This is a genomic window from Gemmata algarum (assembly GCF_034097035.1).
Lineage (GTDB): Bacteria > Planctomycetota > Planctomycetia > Gemmatales > Gemmataceae > Gemmata > Gemmata algarum.
The window spans coordinates 16,530-32,136 of record NZ_JAXBLV010000208.1 but is presented as its reverse complement, the minus strand read 5'-3'; the positions used below and the strand labels follow the sequence as shown (position 1 = coordinate 32,136).

The following is a 15,607-nucleotide window of genomic DNA, read 5'->3' as shown; positions in this document are numbered from 1 at the left end:
CGCGGAACCGACCATGCGGGGTGCGAGAGGTGCCTGATGACGGAAGCGGAATGGCTGGCGTGCATGGACCCGAAACTGTTGCTGATTGCTTTGCAGGGCAAGGCAAGCGACCGAAAGATGCGGTTGTGTGCGTGCGCCATTGTCCGTCGGCAGCCCGGGTACACCTCGGACGAACTCCGGCAGCGAGGGGTGGAACTCGCGGAACGGGTCGCCGACGGGTTAGCGACCGAAGAGGAGCGGGAGGACATGCGCGAGGAACTCCAGGTGCGCAAAGAGAATGAGGTAGCGCAAGGAGAGTTCGACCGGGCGTTCGCCACGCGCAACGCTCAATACTGCCTGGACCGTAACCAGAGATACTTCTTTTGGTTCGATCCGGGGCATCGGGTGCTGCCGCCGGAAGACGCGCTCGTGGTCCGCGACATCTTCGGAAACCCATTCCGCCCCGTTGCCTTCTCCCGCTCCTGGCGCACCGACACTGTCCTGACGCTGGCCGCGCAGATGTACGAGTCCCGCGACTTCGGCGCCATGCCGATCCTCGCGGATGCGCTCCAAGATGCGGGCTGCGACAACGCCGACGTGCTCGACCACTGCCGCGACCCGAAGGGCGTTCACGTCCGCGGGTGCTGGGTGGTCGATTCGGTGCTGGGGAAGGAGTGATGGCCGCTTGCGAAGGTGACGACGGGCGGATACCTTTTGCATGAACATTCATTATCACGCCAATCGTGAATCGATCACGAAGGCGATCTTTCAGGAGCAAGGGTATGTCGTTCGATTCGGATGAGGAACCGCCCGTCCGTCGGCGCTCGCGGCTGTGGTCCGTCGCCGTCGTGTTCCTGCTCGTCGCCGCCGGTGTGGCCCTGTGGGTGTGGCTCCGGGCGGACCCGTACTTCATCAACCGGCCCGACATGAAGGCGTCGAAGGCGCTGCTGGACACGGCCCGGAGCCGGCCCCTCACCGACGAGGAGTTCGAGCAAGCGCTCGCCCTGCTGACCACCCCGACCAAGGCCGCCCAACTGGCCGCGATCGCGACCGTCCAGGCCGACGTGGCCCGCGTGCCCGCCCGGCGCGAGCGGGCGATCGCGGCCCTGGAGCGGTGCCAGGAAGGCGCCCCGCCGGAGATCGCCCGGGCCGCGGCGCAAGCGGTCGCCCGGCTGAAGGAGCCGCCGCCACCGCCCGCCCCGGCCCCTTGACCCGCACGCCCCGCACCCTGCACCGACGAGCCGATTATGAAGCCCCGCGGCATGACGGAAACGGAGTGGCTGACCGACGACGGGGACGACTTCCTGCGCCTCGCCCGGTTCGCGGGTGAGAAGGTGAGCGCCCGCAAGGTGCGGCTGTTTTCGGTGGGCTGCTGCCGGCTGATCTGGCCGCTGGTCACCCGGATGCCGTACCGCGTGGCCGTCGAGACGGCCGAAGCGTTCGCGGACGGCGCGGCGACCAAGAAGGCGCTGACCGCCGCGCGGGTCGCGGCCCGGGCCGCCGCCCAGGCCGAAAAAACGTACGGGAAGATCCAAGTCGCGGCCGCGTGCCTGGACGCGGCGGAGGCGAACGCGGTCAACGGGGCGTTCGGGGTGTCCGTCGACGTGCCGAGCGCCGCCCTTCACCGCAAGTCGGGCGAGTGGGACTACGACGCCATGAAGCTGGCGGTCCTGGCGCGGCTCCGCGACGTGGTCGGCCCGTTACCGTTCCGCCGGGTCGCCTTCTCCCGCTCCTGGCGCACCGACACCGCCGTGGCGCTGGCACAGCAGATGTACGAGTCCCGCGACTTCGGCGCGATGCCGATCCTCGCCGACGCGCTTCAGGATGCCGGGTGCGACAGCGCCGATGTACTCGACCACTGCCGCGACCCCGAGGGCACCCACGCCCGCGGGTGCTGGGTGGTCGATTCGGTGCTGGGCAAGGAGTGAAGACGGGGCGACACGAGCCGCTCCGCAGCGGTTGGTTACAACAGCGGAAACGCTTGTGGATGACAGGTCGGCGAAGCCCGTAACGGGTTCGGCTATTGGAGGTCGGCGCGGATGAGTCGAGTGCTGTTCCCGACGGCGATCACACCGATCGACGGGCCGCTGGTGTTCCTGGCGGGGCCGATCCAGGGCGCCCCGGACTGGCAGGCCGAGGCGATCCGCTGGTTCACCGAACACGCGCCGTGGCTCTCCGTCGCCTCGCCCCGCCGGCTCGACCGGTCCCAGCCGTTCGACTACGCGGCTCAGGTGGACTGGGAGACCCACCACCTGCGCCGGGCCGCCCGGTGCGGCGTGATCCTGTTCTGGCTCGCCCGCGAGGCGGTGCCGGTGCCGGGCCGGGCGTACGCGCAGACCAGCCGGTTCGAGCTGGCCGAGTGGAAGGTGCGGCACGAGCGCGACGGGGTGCGGTTGGCGGTCGGCATTGAGGACGGGTTCAGCGGAGCGCGGTACATCCGCCACCGGTTCGGCCAGGATTGCCCCGGCGTCCCGCTGGCCTCGTCCATGTCGGCCGCGTGCGCCGCGGCGGTGGAGCTGGCGGGCCGCTCGGAGCAGGCCGAACCCGACGCCGCACCGAGCCCTCCTCTCTCGTTAGGCTGACCGCCCGCCACCTCCGCGTTCGTGGTGTCCCGGGTCGCGGTTCACTGTTCACATGGCGCGGGTTGATCATGGCGGGGTGCGGGAGGCGCTTGCGATGACCGAAGCGGAATGGCTGGCCCGGGTAGACGCTCAGCGGATGCTCGAACTGCTCACCTGCGAGTTGCGGTACGCGACGCGACGGGTGCCGGCGTTTGTGGCCGCCTTTGCAGAGTCCGAGCGGGTACGCGCGTTGCTAACCCCGGAACTGCACGAACCGCTCGATGATTACGCCCGCTGGGTTCAAGGCGACGGGCCACACCCGGCCGAACTGCACCCCGGCCTGAACGTCTATACGAGATACCGGAACTTGGATGAGGTGGTCCTACTGCTGGTCACGGTCGGGGCGGTAACGTGGCTCGACGCGTGTGAGCTGGTCCGGGCCGACCTGTCCCAGCGCGTTCGTTTCCGCTTTAGCGAGTTCCTGCAGCCGGTGCCGGACGCCGCCGAGCGGGAACGGCATCACGCGATCCGGCTGCACGACATCGTCGGCCCTTTACCGTTTCGCCCGGTCAATTTCTGCCCATCCTGGCGCACCAGCACCGCAGTTGCGATCGCGCGTCAGATGTACAAAGCACACGACTTCAGCGCGATGCCGATCCTCGCGGACGCGCTTCAGGATGCGGGCTGCGATGATGCCGACGTACTCGACCACTGTCGCGACCCCAACGGCACCCACGCCCGCGGGTGCTGGGTGGTCGATTCGGTGCTGGGCAAGGAGTGACCGGCGACGTGTGCAGAAGGGGCTGGTCTTGAGTGTGGCCCGCTCGCTCCGCGAGCGGTCGCGTTACTGCGGGTGACGATATGAAAAGCTCACCGAGGCGCGAAGCACCGCTCGCGGGGCGAGCGGGCCACACGGGAGGTCGGAACCGGCCCATACCGTTCGCATCACTTCTTATCTTTCTTGGGCTCTTCCTTCTTGGGTTCGGGCTTCTTCGCCTCTTCCTTCTTGGGTTCGGGCTTCTTGGGCTCCTCCTTCTTGGGCTCGGTCACGTCCAGCGTGACCAGCAGCATGACCGCGAAGTCCTTTCCGCCCACCTTGGTCGTCGCGCGGAACGCCAGCGGCGTCGGCCCCGCGGCGGCGCCCGCTTGCACGGTCAAACCGATCTCGCCCTTGGCCTGCCCCTTCGCGACCGGCTTCACGGCGGGCACCACCGTCGGCGGGACGAGCAGCGGCGCGAGCGCGATGTCGCCGTCGGCGCCGGCCCCGCGGGTCACGTCCAGAACGATCTTGCCGGCCTTGCCCTTCTCGAGCGCGGCCGGGTCGAACGTCGCCTTGAGCGCGAACGGCGGCGCGTCGGTCACCCCGACGGCGCACCGGTCGAGCAGCTCGGCCGGCGGGTTCGGGATGCCGCCCAGGTTCGCCTTCACCGCGTCGGTCAGCGTGCCGTAGCGCGTCACGGTCGCGCCGTCGGCGGCGATCGTGCCCTTCACCCGGAACGGGTACGCGCCGGGCTTGGTCCCCGCCTTCACTTCGAGCGGCACGAACGCGACCGTCTGCCCCGCGGGGAGCGTCGCCTTGCCGCCCGCAACCGCGCCGCCGTCGATGCTCAGGTCCACCGGACCGGCGTACCCGTTGAGGCGGGTCACGGTGGCCATCACCGCGGTGGCGCCCCCGGCGGGCGCTTCGGCGCGGTCGAGCGCGAGCGCGACGGCGAAGTCCGGACCGGCGGGCGCGACCGTGAGCAGGTAGACCTCGTTCGGGCCGTGGAGGAAGTTCTGGTGCTCGCAGGCGAGCACGTACTCGCCGTCGGCGGCGGGGGTGAACTCGAACCGGTTGGCCGGCGCCGCCGGGTTGCTCCGGGCCACCTCGGCGCCCTTGGCGTCGAGCACCCGCACCAGCACCTCGGCCGGCGAGTTCACCTCGAACGTGGACACCGACACCGCGAGCTTCTGCCCCTTCTTCCCGGTCACGGCGAAGTGGTCCACGTCGTTCGGCTTGTCGAACCGCCCGGACGCGCCGCCGGGCACCGGCAGCGTGTTCGCCTTCGCGCGGTCGTCGTTCGGCTCCTGCTCGGTGATCTGCGGGTGGTCGGTGACCAGCACCGGGACCGGCCAGCCCGCGTCCTTGCCGGCGGACGGCACTGCGTAGACCGCGCCGCCCGCGTCCTTCGGCACCGCGAGGGCCGTCGCGGGGATCGTTTCGGGGCCGGCGAACCCGATCTTCGCTTCCTTGCCCCGCTCGGCCGCGAGGGGGAACGCGGTGGTGGCGCCGGGGAAGTCGCCGATCCGGAGCCGGTAGAAGTAGTCGCCCCCGCCGCGGTGCGTGGTGTCGCGCACCTCCACGAGCACCTCGCCCGCCTCTTTGAACGTGTGCGCGAGCCGGCAGTCGCCCTGGAGCCCGGGCGTGTCGTCGGCGTACAGGTCGATCAGCTCGCGCCGCGTCTTGGCGTCGTGGAGCACGACGATCGGGTCGAGCGGCGACCCGATGCGCCGGGCCAGCACCTCGAACGCGAGCTTCTGCCCGGCGGCCACCTTCACCTTGTAGAAGTCCGACGTTTCGGCCGCGACGGAGCCGCTGGCCACGCACGGCACCGGCACCGCCTGCGCGGCGTCCTTCGAGCGGTTCGCGCCGCTCGCGGCGACCGGCGGGAGCGGGTCCACCACGAACGGGCGGGCGTTCGAGGCGCCGTGCTTGGTCGCCGCCCGCACGGTGTACAGCCCGGGCGGGCACTGCGGGTCCACCTTCACCTTCACGCGCAGCTTCGCGGCGTCGGTGCCGTTCTTGTTGTCGGCCGGGACGCTCACCTGGGCCGGGCAGCTCAGGAGCACGCCCGCGGGGTCGGCGAGGTTGGTGCCGGTGAGGACGAGCTCCACCTCGTCGCCGGGCCGCGCGCCCAGGTTCGCGGGGGTCGTGAGCGTGGGGGCTTGTGGCGCGGGGGTGACGACGGGCGCTTTCGGCTGCGCCCGCGCGACGCGGCCCTCGGTCGAGAGCATCGCGACCGAACCGGCCACGAACCCGGCGAGCGCGAGCGTCCAGGTGAGACGTCGAGATTGCATACGAAGGGCCTCGGGAGGGATCTCGTGCCCGGTCCGCTGTGCCCGCTTCTTGTGGCACAGACATTCCTGTCTGTGCGGTTCTGGTGCGCCGCACAGACAGGAATGTCTGTGCCACAAGAAACAGAAACCAGGAACAGGCACCGGCAACCGGATCGTGAATCAGGCGGGATGCCGCGATGATACCGGTTCCGGCGCCGCGTGGCGAGTGAGAAGCCGCCGCGGGGCGCGCGACCCGCTACAGTAAGGGCACCATGAGCGACACCCCCGGCAACAGCTACGACGATGTCCCCTACGACAGCTTCGCGTACCCGCACACGCACCCGGCGCGGCTCGCGACCGTCGCCACCCTCTTCGGCCTCGCGCCGCCGGACGTGGCCCGCTGCCGCGTGCTCGAACTCGGCTGCGCCGCGGGCGGCAACATCATCCCGATGGCGGAAGCGTTCCCCCACAGCACCTTCGTGGGGATCGACCTTTCGGGGAGACAGATCGCGGACGGCACCGCCGTGGTGCGCGCGTGCGGGCTGACGAACGTGCGCCTCGAACACGCCAGCATCACGGACCTGGACGGCTCCGACGGCGAGTTCGATTACGTCCTGTGCCACGGGGTGTTTTCGTGGGTGCCGCCGGCGGTGCAGGAGGCGATTTTCGCGGCGTGCGCGCGGCACCTGGCGCCCAACGGGGTCGCGTTCGTGTCGTACAACACGTACCCCGGCTGGCACATGCGCGGGATGATTCGCGACATGATGCGGTACCACGCGCTCCAGTTCGACCGGCCCGACGAGCGCGTCGGCCAGGCCCGCGCGCTGCTCGATTTCCTCGCCCAGACGACGCAGAAAGAGGCCGGCGCCTACGGCGTGCTGCTGCGGTCCGAGCTGGAACTCCTGAAGCACCAGTCCGACCACTACCTCTACCACGAGCAGCTCGAGGAGCACAACCAGCCGCTGTACTTCCACCAGTTCGTCGCCCGGGCCGAGCCGCACGGGCTGCGGTACCTCGGCGAGGCCCTCGTCAACACGATGTTGACGGGCAACTTCGGCCCCGACGTGCAGAAGACGCTGGCCCAGCTCGCGCCGGGGCAGATCCAGACCGAACAGTACCTGGACTTCGTTCGCAACCGCACGTTCCGCGAGACGCTGCTCGTCCGCGCCGACAACGTGCCCAACTGGGAGATGGTCCCGGAGCGCGTGTTCGACCTGCACGTGTCGTGCGGGGCGAAGGCGGTCGGGAAGGCGACGGACCCGGGCACGAAGGCGCCGATGCAGTTCCGGAGCCCCAGCGGGATGGTGCTGTCCGCGAGCAACCCCGTTTTTAAGGCCGCCATGATGGAACTCATCGGCGCGTGGCCCGGGACCATCCACTTCCCCGAGCTGCTCGACCGGAGCGCGGCGCGGCTGGGGCGGCCGGCGTCGGAGGCGGACCGGCAGGCGCTCGCGGCGGGGGTGCTGAACGCGCACGTGTCGTCGGACCTGGTCGAGCTGTCCGCCGCCCCGGTGCGGTTCGCGCGGGTGCCGCCCGAGCGGCCGGTCGCGCTGGTTCACGCGCGGGCGGCGGCGAACGGCGGGCGCACGTCGGTGTCGAACCGGCGGCACGAAACGGTGAAGCTGGACGACCTGAGTTCGCGGCTGCTGCCGCTGCTCGACGGCACCCGCGACCGCGCCGCGCTGGTCGAGGCGCTGGCCGCCCTGGCGAGGGCCGGTGAGCTGACGGTGCAGCGCGGCGGGCTGTCGCTCGCGGACGCCGACGCGATCCGCGCGAGCGTCGCGAACGCGCTGGAGGGCGCGCTCGGCGAACTGGCCCGCGACGCGCTGCTCGCGGAGGCGTGACGTTCATTCGATCCGGTCGTTTCAAGTTCGGGCCGCGTAGCCGTGTACGGGTTTTGAGTGTGGCCCGCTCACTCCGTGAGCGGTTGCTCCGGGTCTCGGATGTGCGTGGAGTCCAACACCGGGGCCGGTAAGTCCGCGGAGCGAATCGGATGGGCGGAGCGCCCGCTCACGGAGTGAGCGGGCCACACTCAAAGGCAGAACTGCGCGGCGCGAACTTGAAACGACTGTAACCCGGTTGATGTGGAGCGGTACTCGAGTGCGCGTGGCGACCCACTCCCTTGGCCCCCTCCCTGCAGGGAGGGGGAGCAAAGCAGTCCGGAACCGCTTTGCACGTTCAATTCGTTTGGCGCTGTCGCAGAACCCCCCTCCCTGCAGGGAGGGGGCCGGGGGGTGGGTCGCCACGCGCACTCGAGCACCGAACCCCACCGCACGGGACGATTACTCCGCAACCGGACCTGTTACCCGGAGCGCCCCGGCGGCGGCTACCGGATCAGGTCCGTGGTCACCTGGAGCACCTGGCTCTCGAGCTGGAGGGCCTGCGTGTTGAACCGGAACGCCTGCTGCGCGACGATCAGGTTGACGAGTTCGTTCGACAGCTCGACGTTCGACTGCTCCAGCCGGCCGCTCTCCACGCTGCCGATCCCGTTCGTGTTCGGCGCCCCGGTGATGGCGTCGCCCGCGGCCGGGGTCGCGGTGTACACGTTGTCGCCGGACCGCGACAGCCCGCCCGGGTTCACGAACCGCGTCAGCGTGACCTGCCCGATCACCTGCGCGGTGCCGTTGTCGAGCGCCGCGCTGACCGTCCCGTCCGGCGCGACCGTGATCGCCGTGGTGTTCGCCGGGACGATCAGGTCGCTCACCAGCCGGTAGCCCTGCGGGGTCACCAGTTGGCCGGTGTTGTCGGTCACGAAGTTGCCGGCCCGCGTGTACCCGGTGCTCCCGTCCGGCAGGATCACCTGGAAGAACCCGTCGCCCTGGATCGCCAGGTCGAACCGCCCGGTCGATTCCAGCGCGGCCCCCTGGGTGAACTTCCCGCTGATGGCGTCCACCGCCACCCCGGAGCCGATCTGCGTGCCGCTGGGCGGGGTCACGCCGGTCGTGGGCGCGCCGACCGGGTCGGCGGTGCGGTACAACTGGTCCTGGAACGTGATCTGGCCCGTCTTGTAGCCCGGGGTGTCCGAGTTCGCAATGTTGTTGCTCGTCACGTCGAGGTACGTCGACGCCGCCCGGATGCCGCTGGCGCTGGAGGTGATGGCACTGGCTAGCATAGTTGATGCGCCGGTTGGGGTGTAATACGATCGTGCCTGTTCAGTCTCGGTCCGCCCGGGCCGCGAACCAAACCCGGGCCGCGAAGTTCGCCGCGCCGCCCGCCGGCCGGGGGCCGACGAACCGCACGACCGCTACGAACCCGCCGCCGGGCCGCGCTGCATCTTACCTCCCCGTTCGGGCCGCCGCCACGAGTACGCGCCGCACGCCCCTCAAAAACTCGGCCGCCGGGAGCGCCGCGCTAACGTTCGCGAACGGTAAACGCGCCAGAGCTGCCCCGCCGGGCCGCCGGCTCGCGCTGTGTTGACCGCCCCGGCGGGTCGCGTCACAATGACACCGCCCCGCTGTTCCGCACCCGTGAGAGGGGCCACGACTGTGGACGAAACGCAACAGAGCGTCGGCGGTTACGCGATCGTCCGGAAGCTGGGCGAGGGCGGGATGGGGGTGGTGTACCTCGCCACCGACCCGCGGCTGGGGCGCCCGGTGGCCCTCAAGACGCTCCGCCGCGACCTGCCCGCCAGCGCCGCCGACCGCGAGCGGTTCCTGCGCGAGGCCCGGGCCGCGGCGGCCGTCGAGCACGACAACATCGTGCCCGTCTACGCGATCGGGGAGGCGGCCGACGGCACCTCGTTCATCGCGATGCCGTACCTCCGCGGCGAGTCGCTGGACGCGCGGCTCCGGCGCGCCCCGGCCGTGCCGCTCGACCTCGTTCTCAAGGTGGCCGACCACGTCGCCAGCGGGCTCGCGGCGGCGCACGAGAAGGGGCTCGTCCACCGCGACATCAAGCCGGCCAACATCTGGCTCGAAGGCGACCCGGCGGCGGCGGAGCCGGCCGAGCAGGCGCGGCGGTGCAAGATCCTCGACTTCGGGCTGGCCCGGCTGGCCGACGCGACGGACGCGCAGATCACCGGCAGCGGGGTGGTCCTCGGCACGCCCGCGTACATGGCGCCCGAGCAGGCCCGCGGCGAGCGGGTCGATCCCCGCGCGGACCTGTTCAGCCTGGGCGTCGTGCTGTACCGGATGGCGACCGGCCGGCCGCCGTTCCGCGGCGACACGCCGCTGTCATTTCTGGTGGCGCTGGCGACCGACACGCCGGCCCCGGCGCGGGCCGTCAACCCGGATCTGCCGCCGGACCTCGCCGCCCTGATCGACCGGCTGCTGAGCAAGGACCCGGACGCACGCCCGCGGTCGGCCGACGAGGTGGCCCGGGCCGCGCGCGACATCCGCGCCCGCCTGTCGCCCGTGGCGGCAAGCACCTCGCTCCCGCAATTGCTGCCGCCCGCGGCCGAGCCGAGCGACTCGGCCACCGTCCCCGTCGCCCCGGCGCGGCCGCCGGCGCGCGGGACGCGGTGGGCCGTCGGCGCCGCCGCGTGCCTGCTCGCGCTGGCCCCGCTGGTGGCGTGGCGCGCGGGCGCGTTCGACGGCCCGGGGTCCGCGGGCACGGTCGCGCAGAACGACGCGCCCCGCACCGAAGAGCCGCCGAAACCGCCAGCCGAACCGAAGGCCGCCCCCGAGAACCCGGCCCCGCCCGGGAAGACGGCCAACGCCCCCGCGGACCCGGACCGCGCCGCCGCGCTGTGGGTGCTGTCCGCGGGCGGGAGCGTTCACGTGAACGGGGACGGGCAGGAGGTCCGGACGGCGGGCGCGCTGCCGCGAGGGCCGTTCGAGCTGACCGACGTACTCCTGACGGCCCCGGTGAAGGACGCAGACCTGGCGGCGCTCGCCGGGTGCCGACACCTCACCGGCGCGTACCTCGTCGGGACCGGCATCACGACCGAGGGGCTGGCGCACCTCAAGGGCTGCACGGAGCTGACGCTGCTGAACCTGTCGGGCACGGCGGTGTGCGACAAGGCGGTGCCGATCATCCGGGGGTTCAAGCGGCTCGCGGACCTGTCGGTGATCCAGAGCGCGGTCACGGAGGCGGGCGTCAAGGAGCTGGCGAAGGCGCTCCCGGGGTGCCGCATCCAGCACAACGGCGGCACCACCGGCCCGGTCGGAAAAGATCGGCCTTGATGGCAAGCAGCGGCGGACATGGGCTCGGGGTGAGCCCGCGTCGCGGGGTGTGATCCGCGCGGTGCATCGGGCTGTGCTGCCCGATCTTGGCTTTGTGGCACAGACATTCCTGTCTGTGCGGCGCGTAAAGGCCGCACAGACAGGAATGTCTGTGCCACAAAAAACAGGCGCTCGCCCCTCGGCGTCAGTGGTTGGTGTTGAACTCGGTGCTGTTCACGAGCGCCCAGAACACGTCCCCCAGCGCGCGGTCGCGGTCGGCCTCGAACGCGCCCTCGATGTGGTCGGTCATGGTCCGCAGCTCCTTCGCCGTCGGTGCGCGCCCCAGGGCCGCGAGGAACAGCGTTTCCACCTTGCCCTTCGTGTCCAGGAACGGCGCGCCCACCACCCCGCCGAGCGTCGGGTTCTTCGCGGGGTCGGCGAGGTCGCTGGTGAGCCGCCCGTTCATCATCGCCAGCGCCTGCGTGACCGACCGCTCGGCGGTCACCGGGCGCTCGACGTGGAACCGCGCCGCGAACCGCTTGCGGGCCTCCAGGCCCAGCCCGCGGTCGGTGTCGGCGCGCTCGGTGGGCAGCCCGGCGGCGGTGCGCAGGCTGTCGTACAGTTGTTCGCCGGTGAGCCCGCGGACCGGCATCCGGGCGAACAGCCGCGGGTCGGAGGGTTGGTCCTCGGCGACCACCGCGGACAACTGGTACGCCTTCGTGAGCACCAGCGCGCGGGTCAGGTACTTCAGGTCGAACCCGCCGTCCGCGAACGCGGTCGCGAGTTCCTTCAACAGGTCAGCGTGGTAGCCGGTGTTGCCCCCGTCGCCCGAGAGGTCGTCGAGCGGCTCCACCAGCGCGGTCCCGTACAGGTGCGCCCACAGCCGGTTCACCGCGTTCCGCGCGAAGTACGGGTTGTCCTTCGCGGTGAGCCAGCCCGCGAGCAGCGCGCGGCCCGTGTCGGGGGCGGGCGCGTCCGGCCACGTCACGGCGGTGCCGTCGAGCAGTTCGGGGCTCAGCGCGCGCTTGGTGTTCGGGATGGTGAGTTCGGGCGGTACGGACTTCCCGGCCTTATCCGTCGTCGGAGGGGCGAAGAACGCGGCGGTCTGCCAGAACTGGTCGCGGGTCCAGCGGGCGAACGGGTGGTCGTGGCACTGCGCGCAGTCCAGGTTCACCCCGAGGAACGCGCGGGTGGCGCTGGCGGCCAGGTTCTCGGGCTTGCTCTCGCTGGCGGCGAAGAACCCGACCGGGCTCACCGGGCCGCGGGCGGTGCGGGCGGCGGGTTGGGTCAGCAGCTCGTGCACCACGCGGTCGTAGGGCGCGCCCTCTTGCAGCCGGGCGCCGACCCACGCCTCGAAGTCGTCCGCGAGGCGGGCGAACTCGGGGGTGTCGGCCTGCGGCACCCAGGTGCGGCGCCAGAACGTCGCCATGTGCCGGGTGTGCCCGCCCGCGGCGGTCAGCCGCGCGACCAGCTTCGCCCGCTTGTCCGGCGCGGCGTCGGCGAGGAACGCGCGCACCTCCGCGGCGGCGGGGACGCGCCCCAGGAGGTCCAGCGAGGCGCGGCGCAGGAAGGTCGCGTCGTCGACCGCCGGCGCGGGCGCGACCCCGGCCTTCTTCCACTCGGCCGCGAGTCGGGCGTCGATGACGGCGGCGAGCGCCGCGGGGTCGCGGGGCGCGGCGGTCAGCGCGGCCGGCACGGCGACGAGGGCGAGCAAACAGCAGGAGTATCGCATGGGTTCCGTGTGCCCTGAGGTCGGGTCGCAAGTCTCAAGTCTTAAGGTCTCAAGTCACAGGGTCGCAAGTCGCAAGTCCCAAGTCGCACGACCTTCGCCGGTGAGTCTTGACGACTTGCGACTTGCGACTTGACGACTTGCGACCCTGTGACTTGAGACTCCGCTAAAAGTCGTTGTGGCTGACCGCGTGGCCGTCGTCGCGGAGCGTCAGGTACGCGAACGTGAGCGGGTCCAGTTTCGGGCCGACGAACTTCACCGACCCGTCGCACATTAGGACGTTCGCGCCGCCGGTGTGGAACCCGTAGACCCCGAACCAGTTGTTGCAGTTGACGGCGCAGTCGGTGGCGTCGCCCCGGCCCGGGCTCTCGCCGGTCGCGGCGTCGGCCGGGCCGAACGCGATCGAGCCCCACCCGGCCCACGCGCCGCGGGCGTTCGGGCTCATCCCGAACTGCCCGTCGCTGTCCTTCTTCTTGCCGTTGCGCCACACGGCCGGGCGGCCCGCCTGCTCGATCAGGAGCAGCGTGGTGGAGGTGCCGTCGGTGATCTTCGACAGCGGGGTCACGTCGTTGTCGCCCATCGGCTGGCGCTGGTTGCCGTTCATCTGGCCGGCGTCGTTGAAGTTCAGCGCGTACCCGCCGCGGGGCAGCAGCACGCCGTTGGAGGCGATGTAGTCGCTGACCGCGGCCGTCACGGTGAACACCGTGTCCTTGTCCGGGTTGGCGGCCTTGGTGGACGCCTGCGACTCGATCCGCACCGCCCGCTCGGCCGGCGCGGCCGGGCACAGGAACGGCTTCACCCGGGTCTCGACGGCCGCCTTGTTGGCCGGGTCGAAGAAGTCGAGCTTGGGGTTGTACTTCTTCGCGGTCGCCTCTTCGCCGAGGTGCGGGAGGATGGCGGCGCCCCACCCGCTGTACGGCTCGCCGTTGTTGAACCCGCCGCGGCGCGGGGGCAGGCCCCCTTGCGCCTTCTCGAACTCCAGGCACGCCTGCCCGAGCTTGCGGAGGTTCTCGGCGCACTGCGCGCGGGCCGCGTCGGCGCGGGCCGCCTGCACGCGCGGCAGCACCAGCCCGGCCGCGGCCAGGCACAGCACCGCGGAGACCGCGAACTCGGTGCGACTCAGCCCGTATCGCATGACTCGTTCCCTGCGAGGAAGTCCAGTAGTTCCAGGTTCCAGGTTCCAAGTCGGAACCCGGCTCGTCACAAGCGCCGGCGATTCGTGTCGCTCGCGACTCCACTTGGAACTTGGAACCTGAAACTACTGGAGCCGGTATCAGATGTCTTCCGACAGGATCTCGCCGCCGTTGCACGTGACGACGGCGAACAGCGTGTTCGGGTTCATGCCCACGCGCATGAACCGCACGCTGCCGTCGCAGAACACCGCCGGCGCGCCGCCGCTGTGGAAGGCGTACACGCCCTGGCTGTTGTTGCAGTTAATGGTACACGGGCCGCCGTCTCCGTCCGCGGTGATCCCGTCGGACCCGAACTGCTGGAGCCGGGTCACCTGATACGCGGCCCACGGCCCCCACTGGTTGTAGGCGGCTTGCTCGGTGTTGCTGGCCTTTTTCACCCCGAGGATGTAGAAGTCCGGCCGCCCGGCCTGCTCCGTCACCAGGAGCGTGTTCGAGGTGCCGTCGGTGATGTCGGTGAACTTGCGGTTCGCGTTGTCGCTCATCGCGGTGCAGGTGTTGTTGCCGCTCAGATTCTGGTTGCCGTACAGCGTGGACTGGAAGCTGTTCGGCCCGAAGTAGTCCCCGGCGGCCCCGGTCGCGGACACTCCGGAGAACGTGACCGTCACCGTGCGCGGGTTGTTGGGGACCGACGGGCAGGTGAAGATCTTCAGCGGCACGATGATGTTGGCCGCGTTCTCGGGCGCGAAGAACTCTTTATCGAGCCGGTAGTTCCCGCCGAGCGCGGCCTGCTCGACGTAGGGGAGGATCGCCGGCCCCCACCCGCGGCGCTGGCCCGTGGTGGTGTTCCGCCGCGGCGGGAGCCCGCCGTTCGCGGACTCGTAGTTGTGCATCGCCAGCCCGATCTGCTTAAGGTTGTTCTGGCAGCTCATGCGCGCGGCGGCCTCGCGCACCTTCTGAACCGCGGGCAGCAGCAGCCCGATCAGAATGGCGATGATGGCGATCACCACCAGCAGCTCGATCAGTGTGAACCCGCGGTGCGTGTGTCGAGCGGTCATGACCCTTTAGTTCTCACGAGTTCCGCAGTGGGGCGTGGTAAACCCTTGTCACCGGGAGGCGGGGCCGGCTGGGGCATTTGCGCCGGTCATTGCGAACGCTGTGCCGAAGGGCATGGGGGCACAAAAGCACCGGCAAAAGAAGCCGATCGCACCGGGAACGGTTATAACCGGCGGAACGCCCTGGCCGCTTCGTTTCCACACGTGAAAACCAGATGGCCAGATCAGACCGCCGACGCCTCCGTGCCGCAGAGGCATCCGCAAACCCGGCTCGCGGGTGCAGAACGTGGGAGATGAGCGAACACCCGCAAGGGCGCCGCGGGACCGTGCTTGTTCGCCCCGATGCCTCATCGCGTGCGTATGGGCATTTTCGCTTGTGCGGCGAACGGGCGGCGGCAAGAGCCTCCACCCACACGAGCCGTTAGAGCGCCCCGCGGCCTCACGCCAAGCCGCACTCGCTACGGGTTCACACTGATCGAACTACTGGGCGTGAGCGCGATCATCGGCATTCGGATCGGGTTGCTGCTGCCTACCGTTCAAAGTGTTTGTTTCCGAGAGCACGGAAAGAAATGTCAGCGCCACAACGGCATCCGTCGCAAGCGGGCACCAACAAGCGGATCGTCAATCAGTTTCCCACACCGCACGCCAAGTACGGGGCCGGGGCACGCACTCGCCCTGTGCTTGGCGTGCGGTGATTGCCGTTTGCCCGAAATTGCTCAGGCCAAGTGACGACGCCTCCGCCCCCAAAAAGAAGTGGTCGCATGTCGCTTACGTTACGTTCTTCCGTTTTGGGAGATCGATTTGCAGGATCGCACACGGCCTGTATTGAAACAACGCGAAAAGCCGGTCAGAACGGCTGGTCATCCCGTTTCCACTGCTGGTCACGCAATATTTTTGCGTCATAAGCCGTGGATATTTAACGAGTTGTGGCGTTCACGAATCTCACACAACGCGATTGGCACATCGCGTGCTTTTTAGTGTGTCGAGTCGGATTGCGAGTCCCGGCTCAGTAAAG

General features: G+C 70.2%; 13 protein-coding genes. 8 read left to right on the top strand and 5 right to left on the bottom strand.

Annotation, left to right across the window (positions count from 1 at the left end; all coding sequences use genetic code 11):
• The first annotated feature begins 36 nt into the window (after positions 1-36).
• The 5 genes from R5W23_RS23865 to R5W23_RS23845 all read left to right on the top strand — a co-directional run bounded on the left by R5W23_RS23865 (position 37) and on the right by R5W23_RS23845 (position 3,321).
• Positions 37-657 carry a hypothetical protein gene (locus tag R5W23_RS23865; RefSeq protein ID WP_320688476.1) on the top strand — a complete coding sequence of 207 codons (621 nt, stop codon included), beginning with the start codon at positions 37-39 and terminating at the stop codon, positions 655-657.
• Between the two features lie 104 nt (positions 658-761).
• A complete protein-coding gene (locus R5W23_RS23860; RefSeq protein ID WP_320688475.1) occupies positions 762-1,190 on the top strand; it encodes a hypothetical protein in 429 nt (142 codons plus the stop codon).
• 36 nt (positions 1,191-1,226) lie between these two features.
• Complete coding sequence (locus R5W23_RS23855) at positions 1,227-1,907, top strand: hypothetical protein (protein ID WP_320688474.1); 681 nt, start codon at positions 1,227-1,229, stop codon at positions 1,905-1,907.
• Positions 1,908-2,018: 111 nt separating this feature from the next.
• The gene (locus R5W23_RS23850; protein ID WP_320688473.1) at positions 2,019-2,561 is read left to right on the top strand and encodes a nucleoside 2-deoxyribosyltransferase domain-containing protein; all 543 of its coding nucleotides are present in this window, start codon (positions 2,019-2,021) and stop codon (positions 2,559-2,561) included.
• Between the two features lie 94 nt (positions 2,562-2,655).
• Positions 2,656-3,321, top strand: a complete 666-nt coding sequence (locus R5W23_RS23845) for a hypothetical protein (RefSeq protein ID WP_320688472.1) — start codon at positions 2,656-2,658, stop codon at positions 3,319-3,321.
• Positions 3,322-3,485: 164 nt separating this feature from the next.
• On the opposite strand, the gene R5W23_RS23840 is transcribed toward R5W23_RS23845, so the two are convergent.
• Positions 3,486-5,597, bottom strand: coding sequence for a hypothetical protein (locus R5W23_RS23840; protein WP_320688471.1), 2,112 nt, complete (start codon positions 5,595-5,597; stop codon positions 3,486-3,488).
• A 251-nt stretch (positions 5,598-5,848) separates the two neighbouring features.
• Here R5W23_RS23840 and R5W23_RS23835 point away from each other — a divergent pair, with 251 nt between their 5' ends.
• A complete protein-coding gene (locus R5W23_RS23835; protein WP_320688470.1) occupies positions 5,849-7,420 on the top strand; it encodes a methyltransferase regulatory domain-containing protein in 1,572 nt (523 codons plus the stop codon).
• Positions 7,421-7,902: 482 nt separating this feature from the next.
• Here R5W23_RS23835 and flgG read toward each other — a convergent pair whose 3' ends face one another.
• Complete coding sequence (flgG, locus tag R5W23_RS23830; protein ID WP_320688469.1) at positions 7,903-8,688, bottom strand: flagellar basal-body rod protein FlgG; 786 nt, start codon at positions 8,686-8,688, stop codon at positions 7,903-7,905.
• A gap of 373 nt (positions 8,689-9,061) precedes the next feature.
• Between flgG and R5W23_RS23825 the strand changes: the two genes are divergently transcribed.
• Positions 9,062-10,699: a serine/threonine-protein kinase gene (locus R5W23_RS23825; RefSeq protein ID WP_320688468.1), complete on the top strand. Its 1,638-nt coding sequence runs from the start codon at positions 9,062-9,064 to the stop codon at positions 10,697-10,699.
• Positions 10,700-10,883: 184 nt separating this feature from the next.
• On the opposite strand, the gene R5W23_RS23820 is transcribed toward R5W23_RS23825, so the two are convergent.
• The 3 genes from R5W23_RS23820 to R5W23_RS23810 form a co-directional block, all read right to left on the bottom strand.
• On the bottom strand, positions 10,884-12,410 hold the full coding sequence (locus tag R5W23_RS23820) for a DUF1549 and DUF1553 domain-containing protein (RefSeq protein WP_320688467.1): 1,527 nt from the start codon (positions 12,408-12,410) through the stop codon (positions 10,884-10,886).
• Positions 12,411-12,573: 163 nt separating this feature from the next.
• Positions 12,574-13,542 carry a DUF1559 family PulG-like putative transporter gene (locus tag R5W23_RS23815; RefSeq protein ID WP_320688466.1) on the bottom strand — a complete coding sequence of 323 codons (969 nt, stop codon included), beginning with the start codon at positions 13,540-13,542 and terminating at the stop codon, positions 12,574-12,576.
• A 138-nt stretch (positions 13,543-13,680) separates the two neighbouring features.
• Entirely contained in the window at positions 13,681-14,595 is a 915-nt protein-coding gene (locus R5W23_RS23810; RefSeq protein WP_320688465.1) for a DUF1559 domain-containing protein, read from the bottom strand.
• 339 nt (positions 14,596-14,934) lie between these two features.
• On the opposite strand from R5W23_RS23810, the gene R5W23_RS32795 reads away from it, so the two are divergent.
• Positions 14,935-15,321: a type II secretion system protein gene (locus tag R5W23_RS32795; protein WP_407936160.1), complete on the top strand. Its 387-nt coding sequence runs from the start codon at positions 14,935-14,937 to the stop codon at positions 15,319-15,321.
• Positions 15,322-15,607 lie beyond the last annotated feature (286 nt).